Source organism: Enterobacter sp. RHBSTW-00318, assembly GCF_014101375.1.
In the GTDB taxonomy this organism is placed as follows: Bacteria; Pseudomonadota; Gammaproteobacteria; order Enterobacterales; family Enterobacteriaceae; genus Enterobacter; species Enterobacter ludwigii.
Genome location: NZ_JABXQH010000001.1, coordinates 2,680,288 through 2,697,764, shown reverse-complemented (window position 1 = coordinate 2,697,764; position 17,477 = coordinate 2,680,288). Strand labels below are relative to the sequence as shown.

Below are 17,477 nucleotides of genomic sequence, written 5' to 3'. Positions count from 1 at the left end.
GCCTGGGAGAGAGGGCGGGGGACGATCAAAACGCGGTCTTACAAAAACCCGTCATCTCTTTCAGACCCATTTCGCGACCAAGCTCGGTCATGGGATGAACCACCACCAGGCCACGGACGCTTTTCTTCAGCTTGCCCATGTCGGCCTGCTCTTTTTTAGTGATGGCGCGACGGTGCGGCATGCTCAACAGCTTTTGGGCTTCGTTGCTCAGCTTCTGGCCTTTGACTTCGCGCAGACGCTCGATTTCCGCTTCAAGCTTCTCACTCTCTTTCTCCAGCTCGGCATACTTCTCGGCGGACTCAACCAGCGACAGACCAGCCATCTGGTGGCGGATCAGATCCAGGCGGTCGCTCAGGCGTTTAATTTCGTTCTTTTCGACTTCTTTCATGACAAATAACTCTGAAAACGGGGAATTTACAGGGAAGGATACACCAATGTGAGCAGGCTTACTTCTGAAACGCTTTTTTTAAGCTGATTCGGGAAATCAGCTCAGTCAGGGAAAGGACCATTGTGGAACGGACAACCTGTTGATAACGCAGCTTTTGCATCGCGTACAGCTCAGGGTCACTGTTATCAAAATGGGGAGCAGGGGGAAGCGCGGTGACGCAGTGTAGCTCGCCGAAAGGGCCAAGGATCTCATCATCGGTAAAGGTGTACTCATTACCGTCATGATTTAACTCTTCGCGCAGTGCCATCAGCAACTCGGCATCTTCATACTCTTGTCGGTTCAACACGCCAAGACCATAAATCAGCTTCAGACGTACCGATAAATCGCCCAGCGGTCCGTCTCCGTCCAGTAACGGTTCTACAGCATATTTTACCGCGTAGTCGTCTTTGCGAAACACCTGAAGTACCAGAATATTCACCGCCTCGGTTAGCAACTCGACGGCGGCAATCAGGAAACTTCGTACGGTTTTGCCAGCATTCAGACGCTCAAGCACACGATTTTCAAAGGCCTGGGTTTGTTCCATTATTGCCTGCATATCTGACAATCTGTTATTTGGGCGCAGGCTATCCTGCGCCGCACTCTGCATCATTTGATTGCGTTGTAAGCGTTCACCGCCTCCACAACCACGTCGCTGTTGGCATCCAGACCAGAGATCTGCGCCAGCGCACCCTGCGGGCCTTTATCGTTAATCAGCTGAGCCAGCTCCTGCGCCTGTGGATCCTGTTCGCTGCGGTAATGCATCGCGGCGGCAATCCCTTTCACCAGGTTGGCGTGCGCAAGATCATACTCCAGCGTGCCCAGCAGCGGTTTAATCAGGCGATCGCCCGCGCTCAGTTTACGCAGTGGCTGACGGCCTACGCGCTCAACGTCATCTTTCAGATACGGGTTTTCAAAACGACCGAGGATTTTCTGGATGTATGCTGCATGTTTCTCAGCATCAAAACCGTAGCGTTTGATCAGCACCGCGCCGCTCTCTTCCATTGCCCCTTTAACCACCGCACGGATGCTCTCATCGAGGATCGCGTCACGAATGGTCTGATGACCGGCCAATTTTCCGAGGTACGCGGTTATAGCATGCCCGGTGTTCAGCGTGAAGAGTTTACGTTCGACAAAGGCCATCAGGTTATCGGTTAATTCCATCCCCGGAATGGTTGGCAGCGCGCCTTTAAACTGGGTTTTATCGACGATCCACTCGCTGAAGGTTTCCACGGTCACTTCCAGCGGATCGTGGGTGGCGGATTCTGACGGCGGAACGATACGGTCAACGGCGGAATCCACAAAGCCGACGTGCGCTTCCACCCAGGCTTTATCTTCGTCCGCGACGGCGGCGAGCACATGGCCTTTCAGCTGCGTGGTGCCGCGCACCATGTTTTCACAGGCGATGATGTTCAGCGGTGTGTCGATGCCCTGCGCTTTACGTTTTGCCAGGCCTTTCGCCACCGCAGGGGCAATGCGCTCAAGCACCACCGGACCAACGGCCGTGGTCACCAGATCGACACTGGCGATGAGGTCGATAACGTCTTCGCCAATGCTGCTTACCGCATTAACGCCAGACACCGTCTCAACCTGCTCGTTTTCGCCTACCACGTGTACCTGATAGCTATGACGGGCATTCAGGGCATCCAGGACTACCTGATTCACATCGGCGAATGTCAGCGTAATGCCTGCGTCTGCCAGCAGTTTACCGATAAAGCCACGACCGATATTACCTGCGCCAAAATGTAATGCTTTCATAGTATTAACCTTAATCAATGTTTTTACCCGAGAGGGCTGGGGTGAGGCTTTGCCCTCACCCTAACCCTCTCCCCACAGGGGGAGAGGGAAGAGGTTCCGTTACTTGTTCAACAGCGCCAGCACTTCTTCCACGCTGGTGGTGTTGGCCAGACGTTCAATGACAGAGTCGTCATCCAGCGCGTTGGTCAGGCTGGTAATCACCTGGATGTGCTCGTTGTTGCGAGCGGCGATACCAATCACCAGGCGGGCGATGTCGTCTTCTTCTTCACCGAAGCGTACACCATCCGGATACTGACAGAACACCACGCCGGTTTTCAGTACGCGGTCTTTCGCTTCAACCGTACCGTGTGGAACCGCAATGGATTCACCCAGATAGGTTGGGGTCAGCTTTTCACGCTCCAGCATCGCGTCAACGTATTCAGGCTGCACGTAGCCGCCTTTCACCAGCTGTTCACCGGCAAAGCGAATCGCCTCTTCCTTGTGGGACGCCGTGCGGCCCAGGAAGATGTTTTCTGCGCCCAGGCGGAACAGGTGGCTGTCGTTCGCGTCAAAGCTGTCTTTCAGGCTGTCGCGGACTTTGACTTCGTTATCTTCATGACGCTGCGCGGCCACCAGACGTTCGGTCAGGTTGGTGTACAGGCCGCTGTCCAGGAAGTTGGTCAGCGAAATGTGCTGTGCCTGAGGAACCTGACGCATCGCACGTTCGGTCAGATCGCGGTGCGTAATCACCAGGTCAACATCTGCAGGCAGGCTGTTGATGGCGCTGTTGGTGACGGAGATGTTGGTCAGACCCGCATCCTGCACTTTCTTACGCAGCACGCCGGCACCCATGGCGCTGGAACCCATACCCGCGTCACAGGCCACGATGATTTTACGTACGTGGCTCAGGTCGTTAGAGACATCGCCCGCCGCCAGCGGCGTTGCGCCTTTTGATTCGGCTTTCATGTCATGCATACGCCGGGTTGCCGCTTCGATATCGTCATCTTCTTTCACTTTGCTGGTTTTCAGCAGGATAGAAGAGACCACGAAGGAGACGGCCATTGCCGCACAGATGGCTGCGATGTTAGCGAAATAGGCACCTTTCGGGGTCATCGCCAGGACCGCCAGGATGGAGCCTGGAGAGGCCGGAGAAACCAGACCACCGCCCAGCACGCTCAGGGTGAACACGCCCGTCATACCGCCGAGGATAACGGCCAGAATCAGACGTGGGTTCATCAGCACGTAAGGGAAGTAAATTTCGTGGATACCGCCCAGGAAGTGGATGATAGCCGCACCGCCCGCAGACTGTTTCGCACTGCCGCGACCAAAGAACATGTACGCCAGCAGAACACCCATGCCCGGGCCCGGGTTGGCTTCAATCAGGAAGAAGATGGACTTGCCGAGGTCATGAGACTGCTGAATGCCCAGCGGTGAGAAGATACCGTGGTTAATGGCGTTGTTGAGGAACAGGATTTTCGCCGGTTCAACAAAGATAGACGCCAGCGGCAGCATGTCGTGCGCAACCATGAAGTTAACGCCTGCCGCCAGAACTTTGGACAGCACTTCAACCGCAGGGCCAATACCGAGGAACGCCAGAATCGCGAGGATCATACCGATGATGCCCGCAGAGAAGTTGTTCACCAGCATTTCGAAGCCGGATTTGATCTTGCCATCAACCCAGACGTCGAATTTCTTAATTGCCCAGCCGCCCAGAGGGCCCGCAATCATTGCACCGAGGAACATCGGCATATCCGCACCGACGATAACCCCCATCGTCGTGATGGCACCCACAACGCCACCACGGTCTCCACCCACCAGACGACCACCGGTAAACCCGATAAGCAGCGGCAGCAGGTAGGTAATCATTGGGCCAACAAGTTTCGCCAGCGTTTCGTTAGGCAACCACCCTGTCGGAATGAACAACGCAGTGATGATACCCCACGCGATAAACGCGCCGATATTTGGCATCACCATATTGCTGAGGAAACGACCAAAGCTTTGAACTTTGATCTTGAAATCGGATGACATAAAACACCCCTTCTTCTGTTTACGCTTAGGCTTGCGGCCCGAGGTTTATTGTTAATGAGGCGGCAGAGGTAGCCGGGCCCTGTTCTGATGCTGTGAAATCTGGCACTGAATCGTTCAACTGTCCAGATGATGGAAATTTGTGTGATATGAATCACGTAAATGTAGGGGGTGCAGACATGAATGAAGTGATCTTCGTCACAAAAATGGTGGATAAAAAAAATACGATGGCGATAAATAAAGCAAAAACCACCCATTTCTGTGATGTAAATCACATTTGGTTGTCGTGAGTTTGTTTCTGGATTGTGACTAATTTCACAAAAAATTTTTATGCAGAATTCTCCGGATGTGATCGGCGACAAATTCTGCCTGGCGATTCAACGCCAGGATGTCATGAAGTCACACATAAAGCTAAAAAATGACTTTTCATGTGTGGTATGGCGAAAAGCAATAAGGTACGTTACGCTCATATTGTAAGGTTAAGTCTATTATTATTCAGGATATATTTTGACACGCTTATAAACTTGCATGGAGATATTATAAAAAACGATACTCCCCGGCTCTGAAATATAAGTACACCTCGTATTTATAAAAAATTAATTAGGTTGCGTACCGTTTTATTAATTTAATGAGTTGACGTTGTTTAAGTGAGGAGAATATGTTTCTCAACTATTTTGCGCTGGGCGTATTGATTTTTGTATTTCTGGTTCTTTTTTACGGAATCATCGCCATCCATGATATTCCTTATAATATGGCCAAAAAACGGAATCATCCCCATGCGGATGCCATTCATACGGCGGGATGGATTAGCCTGTTTACGCTCCATGCGATTTGGCCGTTCCTGTGGATTTGGGCCACGTTGTACCGCGAAGATCGCGGCTGGGGGATGCAGAACCACATCTCAAAACCTGATGAGGTCCCGGGTATGGATGCTCTGACTAAACGTGTGGCCGAATTAGAACAAAAACTGGCAGCGGCACCTCCCACGGCTGACAAGAATACGCTGGAGCACTAATCATGGATCTGCTGATTATTTTGACCTATGTGGCCTTTGCCTGGGCCATTTTTAAAATATTCCGTATTCCGGTAAACCAGTGGACCCTCGCGACCGCAACATTAGGTGGGGTGTTTATTGTCGCCGGGCTTATCCTGTTGATGAACTATAACCATCCCTATACCTTTACGGCGCAAAAAGCGGTTATTTCCATTCCGATTACGCCGCAGGTTACTGGGGTAGTGAGTGAAGTTACCGATAAAAATAACCAGCTAATTAAAAAAGGCGAAGTGTTATTTAAACTTGATCCGGGCCGCTATCAGGCGCGCGTCGACAGACTGCAGGCCGACCTGGTCACCGCCACGCACAATATCGACAATCTCAAAGCGCAGCTTGCGGAAGCGGTCGCCAATACCACGCGCGTGTCTGCTGAACGTGATCGCCTGTATAAAGATTACCAGCGCTACCTGAAAGGCAGCCGGGCAAAGGTTAACCCGTTCTCTGAAAGCGATATCGACAACGCACGGCAAAACTATCTGGCGCAGGATGCGCTGGTAAAAGGCTCGGTGGCTGAACAGACGCAAATACAAAGTCAGTTAGACAGTATGGTCAACGGTGAGCAATCCCAGGTTGCTTCCCTGCGCGCTCAGCTTGCTGAAGCGAAATACAACCTGGATCAGACCGTGGTGCGTGCGCCGAGCAATGGCTATATCACGCAGGTGCTGATTCGTCCGGGGACCTATGCTGCCGCGCTGCCGCTGCGCCCGGTCATGGTCTTTATTCCTGAACAGAAACGCCAGATTGTGGCCCAGTTCCGTCAGAACTCGCTGCTGCGTCTGAAGCCGGGCGACGAAGCGGAAGTGGTCTTCAACGCGCTGCCGGGCCAGGTCTTCTCCGGCAAGCTCACCAGTATTCTGCCGGTGGTGCCGGGGGGGTCATACCAGGCGCAGGGTGCGCTGCAGTCGCTGACCGTGATCCCTGGCACCGATGGCGTATTAGGCACTATCGAGCTGGAGCCGAATGCTGATGTCGATGCGCTGCCCGACGGCATTTATGCTCAGGTGGCGGTCTATTCGGATCACTTTGCTCACGTCTCGGTAATGCGTAAGGTGCTGCTGCGTATGACCAGCTGGATGCACTACCTCTATCTCGATCACTAACCCCTTCAGGGCAGGAATGCGACACGCATACCTGCCCTTTTTTCATCGCTTGATCCATACTGACTTTTTTCGGCATCAAGGATCAGGCAATGAAACTTATCGGCAGCTACACCAGTCCCTTCGTGCGAAAAATCTCGATTCTCCTGCTGGAGAAAGGGATTGAATTCGAGTTCGTCAATGAACAGCCTTATCACGCTGAAAACGGTGTGGCACAGTACAACCCGCTGGGAAAAGTACCGGCGCTGGTAACAGACGAAGGCCAGTACTGGTTTGATTCCCCCATTATTGCGGAGTACATCGAGCTGCTCGGCGTGGCCCCGGCGATGTTACCGGCCGATCCAAACGCGGCCCTGGCAATGAAGCAAATTGAAGCGCTGGCCGATGGTATTATGGATGCGGCGTTAACGTCCGTGCGCGAGCAGGCAAGACCCGCCGCCCAGCAGTCTGAAACGGAACTGTTACGCCAGCGTGAAAAAATCAGCCGCAGCCTGGACTGGTGCGAACAGCTTATCCGGGAGGGAAAAATTCAACCCGATAGCCTGAACCTGGCGACGATAGCCATTGCCTGTGCCATCGGTTATCTCAATTTCCGCCACGTTTCCCCCGGCTGGTGCGTCGACCGTCCATTGCTGGTGAAGCTTGCAGAAACGCTCTTTCAGCGCGAGAGCTTTGCCCGTACCGAACCGCCAAAGGCTTGATGCGGGTTATAACACTTCGCAGCAGGAGGCGGTACAATCCCTTCTTATGTTGACTCCCTCTCCCGTCGGGAGGGGGGATGATATTTACTCGCCAGGCGCTTTCATGACAACTCATCACTCCCTGTACAGCCAGATCCCTGCAACCGACCGTCTTCTTCGCGAGCCGCGCGTGCATGCTGCCGTTGCGCGGTTCGGCCATACCGCGACGGTTGAAATATTACGTCTGCTTCAGGACGAAGCCCGCAGCCATATTCAGACAGAAAATGCATTGCCGGACTGGTGTGCGGCGTGGGGGCAGGAAGTGGAACTGAGGCTCGAGGAGAAAGCACAAAGCGCGTTACGCCCGGTCATCAACCTGACGGGAACCGTGCTGCACACCAACCTTGGTCGCGCTCAACAGGCAGAAGAGGCCGTCGCTGCAGTCGTGCAGGCCATGCGTTCCCCCGTGACGCTTGAGTACGATCTGGACGGCGCAGGGCGCGGACATCGCGATCGGGCGCTGGCGGACCTGCTCTGCGAGCTGACCGGCGCAGAAGATGCCTGCATCGTGAATAACAACGCGGCGGCGGTACTGTTAATGCTGGCAGCGACCGCCAGCGGTAAAGAGGTGGTGGTTTCCCGTGGCGAGCTGGTCGAGATTGGCGGTGCGTTTCGCATTCCGGATGTTATGCGCCAGGCGGGCTGTACCCTGCATGAAGTGGGCACCACCAACCGCACGCATGCAAAAGATTATCGCGCGGCAGTGAATGAAAATACCGGGCTGCTGATGAAGGTCCACACCAGTAATTATCAGATAGCCGGATTCACCAAAACCGTTGAAGAGGCGGAGCTGGCGGAGCTGGGCCGTGAGCTGGGTGTGCCGGTGGTGGCCGACCTCGGTAGCGGTTCGCTGGTCGATCTGAGCCAGTACGGTCTGCCAAAAGAGCCCATGCCGCAGGAGATGATTGCGGCGGGCGTCAGTCTCGTGAGTTTCTCCGGCGACAAACTGCTTGGCGGACCGCAGGCGGGGATTATCGTGGGTAAACGTGCGCTTATTGCGAAGCTGCAGCAGCACCCGCTCAAGCGTGCACTGCGAGCCGATAAAATGACGCTTGCCGCGCTGGAAGCGACGCTGCGCCTTTATCTCCACCCGGAAAAACTGGCTGAACGTCTGCCCACGCTACGCCTGCTGGCCCGTGATGCCGCCTCAATTCGCGCCCAGGGTGAGCTGCTCTTGCCACACGTTGCGCCGCACTACCCCGATTTTGACGTGCGCCTTGAAGCTTGTCAGTCGCAGATCGGCAGCGGTTCACTGCCGGTGGACAGGCTGTCCAGCGCGGCGCTCACGTTTACACCCCGTGACGGGCGCGGCAGCCAGCTTGACGCTTTGTCGGCGCGCTGGCGTGCCTTGCCAGCACCGGTTATCGGGCGCATTTACGATGGCCGAATGTGGCTGGATTTACGCTGTCTTGAAGATGAAGCGCGATTTCTGGAGATGCTGTTGAAATGATTATTGCCACCGCCGGTCACGTCGACCACGGAAAAACCACCTTATTACAGGCCCTGACCGGGGTGAATGCCGATCGTCTGCCGGAAGAGAAAAAACGCGGTATGACCATCGATCTGGGCTATGCCTACTGGCCTCAGCCTGATGGCCGGGTGCTGGGTTTTATTGATGTACCGGGACACGAGAAGTTTCTTTCTAACATGCTGGCGGGCGTCGGTGGCATCGATCATGCTCTGCTGGTGGTGGCCTGTGATGACGGCGTGATGGCGCAAACGCGTGAACATCTGGCAATTTTACAGCTGACGGGCAACCCGCAGCTGACCGTTGCGCTGACCAAAGCTGACCGCGTCGATGAGGCGCGACTCAACGCGGTGCGTGAAACCGTGCAGGCGACCTTGCGGGAGTATGGATTTGCCGATGCGCCATTGTTCGTCACCGTGGCGACAGAAGGGCGCGGTATTGACGAACTTCGCCACCATTTGCAGCAGCTTACTTCACGCGAGCATGCCAGCCATCATCGTTTCCGTCTGGCGATCGACCGGGCCTTTACCGTTAAAGGCGCGGGGCTGGTGGTCACCGGTACCGCGCTGAGCGGTGAAGTGAACGTGGGCGATACCTTATGGCTCACGGGTGCCAACGCCCCGATGCGTGTGCGCGGTTTGCATGCGCAGAACCAGCCCGTAGAGCATGCCCATGCCGGGCAACGGATCGCGCTCAATATTGCGGGCGATGCGGAAAAAGAGAAGCTTAACCGTGGCGACTGGCTGCTGGCCGGTGTACCGCCAGAGCCTTCTGAGCGGGCGATCGTCGCCCTGCAGACGCATGTGCCGCTGACCCAATGGCAGCCGCTGCATATCCACCACGCGGCCAGCCATATCACCGGGCGCGTGTCACTGCTGGAAAACGACCTTGCCGAACTGGTTTTCGATTCGCCACTGTGGATCGCGGATAATGACCGTCTGGTACTGCGTGACATTTCGGCCCGGGAGACGCTGGCCGGGGCGCGGGTGGTCACGCTCAACCCGCCGCGTCGCGGCAAGCGCAAGCCGGAGTATCTGCAATGGCTGGGAGCGCTGGCGCAGGCCGCGGATGATAAAGCCGCGTTGCTTGTTCATCTTGAGCGCGGTGCCGTCAATCTGAGCGATTTCGCATGGGCTCGTCAGCTCAGCGCGGAAGGATTACGCCTGCTGACCCAGGAGCCCGGCTTTATTCAGGCGGGTAACAATTTACTGAATGCCCCGGTCGCAGCATGCTGGCAGCGCAAGGTACTGACCACGCTCGCCACTTACCATGAACAGCATCAGGATGAACCCGGCCCGGGACGTGAACGCCTGCGACGCATGGCGTTGCCGATGGAAAACGATGCGCTGGTGCTGCTGTTGATTGAAAACATGCGCGAAAGTGGGCTGATAAAAAGCCACCACGGCTGGCTGCATCTGCCGGATCACAAAGCCGGGTTCAACGCCGGGCAAGAGGCGATATGGCAGAAAGTGGCTCCGCTGTTTGGCGACGAGCCGTGGTGGGTTCGCGATCTCGCACGTGAAACGAATACCGACGAACAGGTGATGCGCCAGGTGTTGCGCCATGCGGCGCAGCAGGGATTAATCGTCGCGATCGTGAAAGATCGTTATTACCGTAACGATCGCATTGTGGCGTTTGCTAACCTGATCCGCGAGCTGGATCAGGCGCGAGGCACGACCTGCGCAGCAGATTTCCGCGATCGGCTGAACGTCGGGCGCAAGCTGGCGATTCAGATCCTGGAATATTTCAACCGCATCGGCTTTACTCGTCGTCGTGGCAACGATCATTTATTGCGGGATTCGTTATTATTTCCTGAAACTCCGTGACCCCCGTCGTAAACACCGTTACCGGCTGGCGAGAAAATCGCCAGCCGGAACTACCCTTGTTGTACACCAACAGCAAGGAGACGGTCATGACAAACAATCCTCCCTCATCGCGTATCCAGCCTGGCGAGTATGGTTTTCCCCTCAAGCTGAAGCCCCGTTATGAAAACTTTATCGGCGGCGACTGGGTTGCACCCGTCGGCGGCGAATACTATTCCAATCTGACGCCCGTTACCGGCCAGCCGCTGTGTGAAATAGCCAGCTCCGGCAAGGGGGATATCGACCTGGCGCTGGACGCCGCGCACAAAGCCAAAGACAAATGGGGGCATACCTCTGTTCAGGACAGAGCGGCGATATTGTTCAAAATCGCTGACCGGATGGAACAGAATCTGGAGCTACTGGCAACGGCGGAAACCTGGGATAACGGCAAGCCAATCCGTGAAACGATGGCGGCAGACGTGCCGCTGGCCATTGACCACTTCCGCTATTTTGCCTCCTGTATTCGCGCTCAGGAGGGCGGAATTAGCGAGGTAGACAGCGACACCGTGGCGTACCACTTCCACGAACCGCTGGGCGTGGTGGGGCAGATCATTCCGTGGAACTTCCCGTTGCTGATGGCGAGCTGGAAAATGGCGCCCGCGCTGGCGGCGGGTAACTGCATTGTGCTCAAACCGGCCCGCCTGACCCCGCTGTCAGTCCTGCTGCTGATGGAAGTCATTGGCGACCTTCTCCCGCCAGGCGTGATTAACGTGGTGAACGGGGCGGGGGGTGAGATAGGGGAATATCTGGCGACATCAAAACGGATCGCCAAAGTCGCGTTTACCGGGTCGACGGAAGTGGGTCAGCAGATCATGCAGTACGCGACCCAGAACATCATTCCAGTGACCCTGGAGCTGGGCGGTAAATCGCCGAACATTTTCTTCGCCGACGTCATGGAGGAAGAGGATGCCTTCTTCGATAAAGCCCTGGAAGGCTTTGCGCTGTTTGCTTTTAACCAGGGTGAAGTCTGTACCTGCCCAAGCCGCGCGCTGGTGCAGGAGTCTATCTATGAGCGCTTTATGGAGCGAGCCATTCGCCGCGTCGAGTCTATCCGCAGCGGTAACCCGCTTGATAACGTGACCCAGATGGGCGCGCAGGTCTCGCACGGGCAGATGGACACTATCCTCAACTACATTGATATCGGCAAGAAAGAAGGGGCGGATGTCCTGACCGGCGGTCGGCGTAAAATGCTGGGCGGCGATCTGCAGGACGGGTATTACCTGGAGCCGACGATCCTGTTCGGCAAAAACAACATGCGCGTCTTCCAGGAGGAAATTTTCGGACCGGTGCTGGCCGTCACCACCTTCAAAACGATGGAAGAGGCGCTGGAGATTGCTAACGATACGCCGTATGGCCTCGGGGCTGGCGTCTGGAGCCGCAACGGTAATCTGGCTTACAAAATGGGGCGGGGCATTCAGGCCGGGCGTGTGTGGACCAACTGCTACCACGCTTATCCGGCGCACGCGGCCTTTGGGGGCTATAAGCAGTCGGGCATCGGGCGTGAAACCCACAAGATGATGCTGGAGCATTATCAGCAGACGAAATGCCTGCTGGTGAGTTATTCCGATAAACCACTGGGGCTGTTCTAACCCTCCAGCTCAGGTTGCCCCTGGGCAGCCTGAGCAATTTGCTGACGCAGGCAGTTCAGTACGCCGTCCAGAATGTACTGCACGCGCCAGGGCTGGTATTCACGTTTGCGGAATATCGCCGTCAGGTCGAGCCACCACTCTTCCTGATGGGGGAAGCAGGGAACCAGAGAACCACTCTTAAGCTCTTTTTTCAGGCTTTCTTTCGGCGCAAAAACAATACCGAGATTATTTCGTGCCAGTTCCAGCGCCGTCTGCGTATTGTCGCAAATATAATTTCCGGTCACTCTGTAATCATATACGGTCTCACTACCGTGGACGCGAAAACGCCAGATGTTCGCCTCATCCACCAGCATCGAGTCTATTAAAATACAGGAGTGATTAATTAAATCTTCAGGTCCGGTTAAGGGGTGGTTTTTCAAATATTCTTCAGTGGCAAATGCCGTGACGGAATATTTCGTTAATACACTGGCGACCAGACTTTCATCTTTCGGCTGAGCATAGGTAATGAGAATATCGCAATCATCGGGGAACGAGACCCCTTCGGAATATTCATTACGATCCAGGTTGTATGTTTTTAACGAGATGCGGATATCACCGATGTCCTCAATCTGATGGATCACGTGTCGCGCCAGATACATCACGATACCCGTTGGGGCGTAAATGGTCACTTTTCCGCGCTTCTCATGCTTATAATCAGCAATGAAATTAATGAGCTGGCTATTTTTATCCAGCGTGGCGTCAATGTAGGGGAGTAACGCTTCGCCAAACTGGGTTAGCGCCAGTTGACGGGTCGTGCGCTCAAATACCTTAAGACCGACACGCGTTTCAAAGTCAGAAAGGTATTTACTGACGTTAGCCTGTGCCATGCCCAGCAGGGCGGCGGCATCGCCAATACTGTGGGTGGCTGCGATGACGGAAATAATTTTTAACTCGCGTGGCTTTAGCTGGAACTTATTCATCATGCGCACCCATTTATATGTTTTTATATATAATATTATATAAACTGCAGCGTTGCATTGGCAAATTTGTAACCATTATTATTCGCCTCGCTTGTTTGGCGTCTAAATGGATTACATGTAATGACTATTAAATACAATTTACTCATCGCAGCCACGTTATTTGCAACATCATCTGCAATGGCTGGTGACTTTTCACTTGGGGCGGGGGCTGTATTTAATGAGTCGCCTTATAAAGGATATAACGAAAATACCACGGCGGTACCGTTAATTAGCTATGAAGGCGACCGGTTTTATATTCGCCAGACCACCGGCGGATGGATCCTGTGGAAAGACGAAAAAAATGAATTCAGTATGACCGCATCGTGGATGCCACTGCGATTTGATCCTGAAGATAACGACGACGCTCAGATGAAACACCTCGATGAGCGTAAAGCATCAGCGTTTCTCGGCGGGGCGTACTACCGCCATGAACACTGGGGCTCGCTGAAAGTGGCGGTCTCGGGTGATGCGATGGATGAGAGCGGCGGCGTGATCGGTGAAATCTCATACTTCCGTCCGGTTCGGATGGAACGTCTGACGCTGACGCCATCGGTAGGTATTTTCTACAGCGACGAAAGCTATAACGATTACTACTACGGCGTATCCGGCAATGAGTCTCGCCGCTCAGGCCTCAATGAATACACCGCAGGTGATAGCTGGACGCCGTATGTGGGTCTCGCGGCTAAATATCAGTTAACCCAGAATCTGTTCATCAACGCCAGCGCGGTCTATACCGTGTTACCTGACGACGTGAAGAACAGTCCGATGATCGACCGCGAAGACAGTTTCGCGCTGATGACCGGCATGTCCTGGCGTTTCTGATCTAAAGCCGGGTGGCGATTGCCTTACCCGGCCTCGGTTTTTATCTCCCGCGCCTGTGGGAGAGGGTTGGGGTGAGGCTGACAGGATAGATGCCTTCAGGCCTCATCCACCCAAATCCGCATTTCCCCTTCTCCCCGGTTTGCCCAGCTGAACCACGGAATAAAGGTCAACGTCCGGGGCTGGCGCTGCACCGGGGCGCGATCGTACTGCCACAGTGCCTGCGTGCCTTCCTCATCAGCGTGACGCGCGATGCCCTCCGCCTGAATCAGTATCTTGTGCGCAAAGATCCCTTTTCCTTCAAAGACCCGAAATTCGCTCTGCTCAGGCAGGGAGAGGTTATGCAGGTTCGCGCCATTGTCGGCCTCTTCCAGGCAGTAGACCAGCGGGCCACGCTGCAGCGCGACTTTGCCGGCCTGCTGGCGTACCAGCGGGTTACCGTACACGCGCCGGACCGGCATGGGTAAGGTCAGCGTAAGGGTATCTCCCTCCTGCCAGCGGCGGGTGAGGTACAGATACCCCCGGGAGACATCACCCGTGACACTTTCGCCGTTCAGTGACACAGCCGGGCTTGCGCACCAGTCCGGTAAACGTAGTGCCAGCGTGTGGGTCACCGGGACAGGTGAGGTGATCTCGATGTTGACCTCTTCCTGCCATGGATAATTACCGCTAATCCGTAGCTGTAAGGTGCCCTCATCTACCGGTATGGCGACGTCGTTCCCCACATAGAGGTTGATAAAGAGCGCGTTCTGACGAACGGTATAGAGATAGTGGCCCAGCGAAGTGAGCACGCGGGCGATATTGGGCGGGCAACAGGCGCAGCCGAACCAGCGCTGGCGAACCGGCTTAACGTGGTCGTAGACATGATTAAATGCCAGCGTTTTAGGGTGTACCTCCAGCGGGTTCACATAGAAGAAATGTTTACCGTCCAGCGCCATGCCGCCCAGTACCGTGTTGTATAAGGCACGCTCCATCACGTCGGCGTACTGGCTGTCCGCTTCCATCTCCAGCATCCGGCGGGCAAACATCATCAGGCCAATGGAGGCGCAGCTTTCGGCATATACCGTATCGTTAGGCAAATCGTAATCGCTGCTGAAGGCTTCGCCACTGCTTTGCGAGCCGATCCCGCCGGTAATATAGAGCTGTCGCTGGGCCATGTTATTCCACAGCCGCAGGCAGTCCTGGCGTTTACCCTCGTCATGACTCAGGCGAGCAAGATGCGCCATGCCCGCCATCAGATAGACAAATCGAACCGCGTGGCCGATGGCGGTGTGTTGTTCGGCAAGCGGTTGATGCGCCTGGCTATAGGCTTTGTCCTTGACCATCCACGCCGGGCCGTATGTGTTCCAGTACGATGTCCGGCCCCGTTTCTCATATTCGATATCGTAGAAATGAGGCTGTGTGCCGCGCGTGTCGATAAAATATTTCACAAGAGCCAGGTAACGTGGTTCCTGAGTGACGTCGTAAAGCCGCATCAGCGCCAGCTCAATTTCCGGATGGCCCGGATAACCGTGAAGCTGCTCCTCGCCGGGGCCAAAGACCCGGTCGATATGGTCCGCCAGTTTGCATACCACCTCCAGCAGACGGCGTTTTCCGGTCCCCTGAAAATAGGCCACGCCAGCTTCAATCATATGTCCGGCACAGTACAGTTCGTGGCATTCGGCGAGATTCGTCCAGCGCTCACCGGGTGCTTTCACCGTGAAGTAGGTGTTGAGATAGCCATCGTCACACTGCGCCGCCGCAATCAGCTCAATCACCTCATCGGCGGTTTTTTCACGTTCCGGGTCGGGCTTCTGGCACAACGACCACGCGACGGCTTCCAGCCATTTCGCCACGTCGCTGTCCTGAAACACCATTCCATAGAACTCCCCCTGTTCCAGCCCTGCCGCAATGCGGAAGTTGGTGATGGCGTGACTCGGTTCGGCTTCGGTAACGCGATCGTTTAGCGCATCCCACTGGTAGGGGATCACCACATCACGCACCAGCCGCTGATACTGACCGAGAAACGGGTCGTTGATGTTCAGTGTGTGCAGGTCGGCTTCCATTATGGACATGTCATTCTCCTCAGGACGATACGTGACGCTGGCGCAGATCGGTGGCAATGCGCGACATCATGGGATTGTTGAGTCTGCACCAGCGAATTGAGACCGCCAGCAGCAGGTGGAAAAGGGCGGGGAGCAGCGTCTCCATCGCAGTAATTCCCTGTAACGAGGCTGGTGTCTGGTTGCCCGCGCCCGGCTGGTAGGCGACGGCGATAAACACCAGGCTGATGATCCCGGCGCTGGACGCCCAGGCGAGCTTGATGAAAAACAGATTGAAAGCGAAGTTCATGCCAGATGAACGTACCCCGTTTTTCCACTCACCATAGTCATCTGCAAATGCCATCAGCGAGAAGTGCAGGGGCAGGGTAAAACCGAGAATGACACCGTTACTCAGAATAACGATCAGCCAGAGCATCTGATGAGCCGGACCGCCTGGCAGAAACCACATACCCGCCGCGAGCGCGGCCAGCACGAGGTTGGTGTAGTAATAGAGTTTGACGGTATCAATCCGGCGAGAAAGGGGATTCACGATCACCGCGCCGAGAATGGCCGCAAAGGTCACCATTGTGAAGAACAGCGAGGTATAAGCGGTACTGCCCTGGAGCACGTAGGTGATGAAGTACATGTAGCCGCCGCCACGAATGTTGAAGACGTTGATCAGCAGGAATGACATCACCAGCATCAGCAGGAGCTGATCGTTGTTGCGCAGGCCGGCCAGGTGCTCGCGTAAGGTGAATTTGCCCATCAGCGCCAGCGGGACGCGCTCACGCACCCAGAAGAAGCAGCAGAGGAACATCACCACGGCGATGGCGCACAACACCCCAACGCCGAGCTGATAGCCTCGCGCAGCGTTGCCCTCGCCCAGCGCTGCGACCAGCCACGGCAGGCCAACAGAGACCAAAAAGCCCGCCACACCGCACAGCACAAAGCGCCATGACTGACAGGAGATGACCTCGCTGTGGCGGGTGGTCATGGTGTTGATCAGCGCGCAGTAGGGCACGTTGATGGCGGTATAGCCCACTGACAACAGCAGATAGGTACCAAACGCCCAGGCGATTTTCACCCCCATGCTGGCGTCAGGCACGGTGAAGGTCAGTACACCGATAACCCCGACAGGAAGCGCCACCCACAGCTGCCACGGGCGAAAACGCCCCCAACGGCTTTGTGTTCGGTCGGCAATCACCCCCATCACCGGATCGGAAATGGCGTCAAACACGCGCAGGGCAATAAACAGCGTGCCAACGAGCGCAGGCGTCAGACCAAAAACGTCGGTGTAGAAGAAGGTAAGAAAATTCATGATCAGGCAGGTAATGACCGTGCCACCCGCGTCACCCAGGCCGTAGCCAATTTTTTCGCGGACTGACAGGCGGTCATCCATTGCCCCTTGTACGACCTGTGATTCTGTAATCGGTGTGGAAGTCATGAGGTAACTCCTCGGTAATCGATTTTTATCGTATTTATGCAAGGTACCCCATTCATTCTGCACCGAACGCTCAGGCCAACAAGGGAAGGGAAAAGTATAAAAAGGTGACGATTCCGACCTGATGATAAATTTGTGATTTCGATCGGGAAGGCAGGAAGATATTCATTAATAATCAAAGCATAAGATGAATATTAATGGC

The 17,477-nt window shown here is 55.2% G+C and carries 14 protein-coding genes; 7 read left to right on the top strand and 7 right to left on the bottom strand.

Features of this window, described 5'->3' with window-relative positions:
• Positions 1-25 precede the first annotated feature (25 nt).
• From HV157_RS13370 to HV157_RS13355, 4 genes are all read right to left on the bottom strand, one after another.
• A complete protein-coding gene (locus HV157_RS13370) occupies positions 26-388 on the bottom strand; it encodes a YibL family ribosome-associated protein (protein ID WP_014168086.1) in 363 nt (120 codons plus the stop codon).
• A 58-nt stretch (positions 389-446) separates the two neighbouring features.
• Entirely contained in the window at positions 447-1,034 is a 588-nt protein-coding gene (mtlR, locus tag HV157_RS13365) for a mannitol operon repressor MtlR (protein ID WP_025206446.1), read from the bottom strand.
• Positions 1,034-2,182: a mannitol-1-phosphate 5-dehydrogenase gene (mtlD, locus tag HV157_RS13360; protein WP_044858417.1), complete on the bottom strand. Its 1,149-nt coding sequence runs from the start codon at positions 2,180-2,182 to the stop codon at positions 1,034-1,036. The genes mtlR and mtlD overlap by 1 nt, the downstream gene beginning before the upstream one ends.
• A 99-nt stretch (positions 2,183-2,281) precedes the next feature.
• Positions 2,282-4,189, bottom strand: a complete 1,908-nt coding sequence (locus HV157_RS13355) for a PTS mannitol transporter subunit IICBA (protein WP_014168089.1) — start codon at positions 4,187-4,189, stop codon at positions 2,282-2,284.
• A 655-nt stretch (positions 4,190-4,844) separates the two neighbouring features.
• Between HV157_RS13355 and HV157_RS13350 the strand changes: the two genes are divergently transcribed.
• The 6 genes from HV157_RS13350 to HV157_RS13325 all read left to right on the top strand — a co-directional run bounded on the left by HV157_RS13350 (position 4,845) and on the right by HV157_RS13325 (position 11,996).
• Positions 4,845-5,201: a DUF3302 domain-containing protein gene (locus HV157_RS13350; RefSeq protein WP_182268089.1), complete on the top strand. Its 357-nt coding sequence runs from the start codon at positions 4,845-4,847 to the stop codon at positions 5,199-5,201.
• A gap of 2 nt (positions 5,202-5,203) precedes the next feature.
• Positions 5,204-6,340, top strand: a complete 1,137-nt coding sequence (locus HV157_RS13345) for an HlyD family secretion protein (RefSeq protein WP_014168091.1) — start codon at positions 5,204-5,206, stop codon at positions 6,338-6,340.
• Positions 6,341-6,429: 89 nt separating this feature from the next.
• Positions 6,430-7,038 (top strand): glutathione S-transferase, encoded by a 609-nt coding sequence (locus tag HV157_RS13340; protein ID WP_014168092.1) that lies wholly within the window; start codon positions 6,430-6,432, stop codon positions 7,036-7,038.
• 103 nt (positions 7,039-7,141) lie between these two features.
• Complete coding sequence (selA, locus tag HV157_RS13335) at positions 7,142-8,527, top strand: L-seryl-tRNA(Sec) selenium transferase (RefSeq protein WP_182268090.1); 1,386 nt, start codon at positions 7,142-7,144, stop codon at positions 8,525-8,527.
• A complete protein-coding gene (gene selB, locus HV157_RS13330; protein WP_182268091.1) occupies positions 8,524-10,371 on the top strand; it encodes a selenocysteine-specific translation elongation factor in 1,848 nt (615 codons plus the stop codon). Before selA ends, selB begins: the two co-directional genes overlap by 4 nt.
• An 86-nt stretch (positions 10,372-10,457) precedes the next feature.
• Complete coding sequence (locus HV157_RS13325; RefSeq protein ID WP_020882663.1) at positions 10,458-11,996, top strand: aldehyde dehydrogenase family protein; 1,539 nt, start codon at positions 10,458-10,460, stop codon at positions 11,994-11,996.
• Here the strand turns inward: HV157_RS13325 and HV157_RS13320 are convergent.
• Positions 11,993-12,958, bottom strand: a complete 966-nt coding sequence (locus HV157_RS13320; protein ID WP_062777982.1) for a LysR family transcriptional regulator — start codon at positions 12,956-12,958, stop codon at positions 11,993-11,995. The genes HV157_RS13325 and HV157_RS13320 overlap by 4 nt on opposite strands.
• A 117-nt stretch (positions 12,959-13,075) precedes the next feature.
• Between HV157_RS13320 and HV157_RS13315 the strand changes: the two genes are divergently transcribed.
• Positions 13,076-13,816, top strand: coding sequence for a MipA/OmpV family protein (locus tag HV157_RS13315; protein WP_014168097.1), 741 nt, complete (start codon positions 13,076-13,078; stop codon positions 13,814-13,816).
• Between the two features lie 95 nt (positions 13,817-13,911).
• Here the strand turns inward: HV157_RS13315 and HV157_RS13310 are convergent, their stop codons facing one another.
• Both HV157_RS13310 and HV157_RS13305 read right to left on the bottom strand, forming a co-directional pair.
• Complete coding sequence (locus HV157_RS13310; RefSeq protein ID WP_182268092.1) at positions 13,912-15,867, bottom strand: glycoside hydrolase family 127 protein; 1,956 nt, start codon at positions 15,865-15,867, stop codon at positions 13,912-13,914.
• Positions 15,868-15,877: 10 nt separating this feature from the next.
• Positions 15,878-17,278, bottom strand: a complete 1,401-nt coding sequence (locus HV157_RS13305; RefSeq protein ID WP_020882660.1) for an MFS transporter — start codon at positions 17,276-17,278, stop codon at positions 15,878-15,880.
• Between the last annotated feature and the right edge of the window lie 199 nt (positions 17,279-17,477).

Excerpts from the sequence above, each read along its gene's own strand:
- HV157_RS13370 (WP_014168086.1), bottom strand. The coding sequence starts at position 388 with ATGAAAGAAGTCGAAAAGAACGAAATTAAACGCCTGAGCGACCGCCTG.
- mtlR (WP_025206446.1), bottom strand. The coding sequence starts at position 1,034 with ATGCAGAGTGCGGCGCAGGATAGCCTGCGCCCAAATAACAGATTGTCA.
- mtlD (WP_044858417.1), bottom strand. The coding sequence starts at position 2,182 with ATGAAAGCATTACATTTTGGCGCAGGTAATATCGGTCGTGGCTTTATC.
- HV157_RS13355 (WP_014168089.1), bottom strand. The coding sequence starts at position 4,189 with ATGTCATCCGATTTCAAGATCAAAGTTCAAAGCTTTGGTCGTTTCCTC.
- HV157_RS13350 (WP_182268089.1), top strand. The coding sequence starts at position 4,845 with ATGTTTCTCAACTATTTTGCGCTGGGCGTATTGATTTTTGTATTTCTG.
- HV157_RS13345 (WP_014168091.1), top strand. The coding sequence starts at position 5,204 with ATGGATCTGCTGATTATTTTGACCTATGTGGCCTTTGCCTGGGCCATT.
- HV157_RS13340 (WP_014168092.1), top strand. The coding sequence starts at position 6,430 with ATGAAACTTATCGGCAGCTACACCAGTCCCTTCGTGCGAAAAATCTCG.
- selA (WP_182268090.1), top strand. The coding sequence starts at position 7,142 with ATGACAACTCATCACTCCCTGTACAGCCAGATCCCTGCAACCGACCGT.
- selB (WP_182268091.1), top strand. The coding sequence starts at position 8,524 with ATGATTATTGCCACCGCCGGTCACGTCGACCACGGAAAAACCACCTTA.
- HV157_RS13325 (WP_020882663.1), top strand. The coding sequence starts at position 10,458 with ATGACAAACAATCCTCCCTCATCGCGTATCCAGCCTGGCGAGTATGGT.
- HV157_RS13320 (WP_062777982.1), bottom strand. The coding sequence starts at position 12,958 with ATGATGAATAAGTTCCAGCTAAAGCCACGCGAGTTAAAAATTATTTCC.
- HV157_RS13315 (WP_014168097.1), top strand. The coding sequence starts at position 13,076 with ATGACTATTAAATACAATTTACTCATCGCAGCCACGTTATTTGCAACA.
- HV157_RS13310 (WP_182268092.1), bottom strand. The coding sequence starts at position 15,867 with ATGTCCATAATGGAAGCCGACCTGCACACACTGAACATCAACGACCCG.
- HV157_RS13305 (WP_020882660.1), bottom strand. The coding sequence starts at position 17,278 with ATGACTTCCACACCGATTACAGAATCACAGGTCGTACAAGGGGCAATG.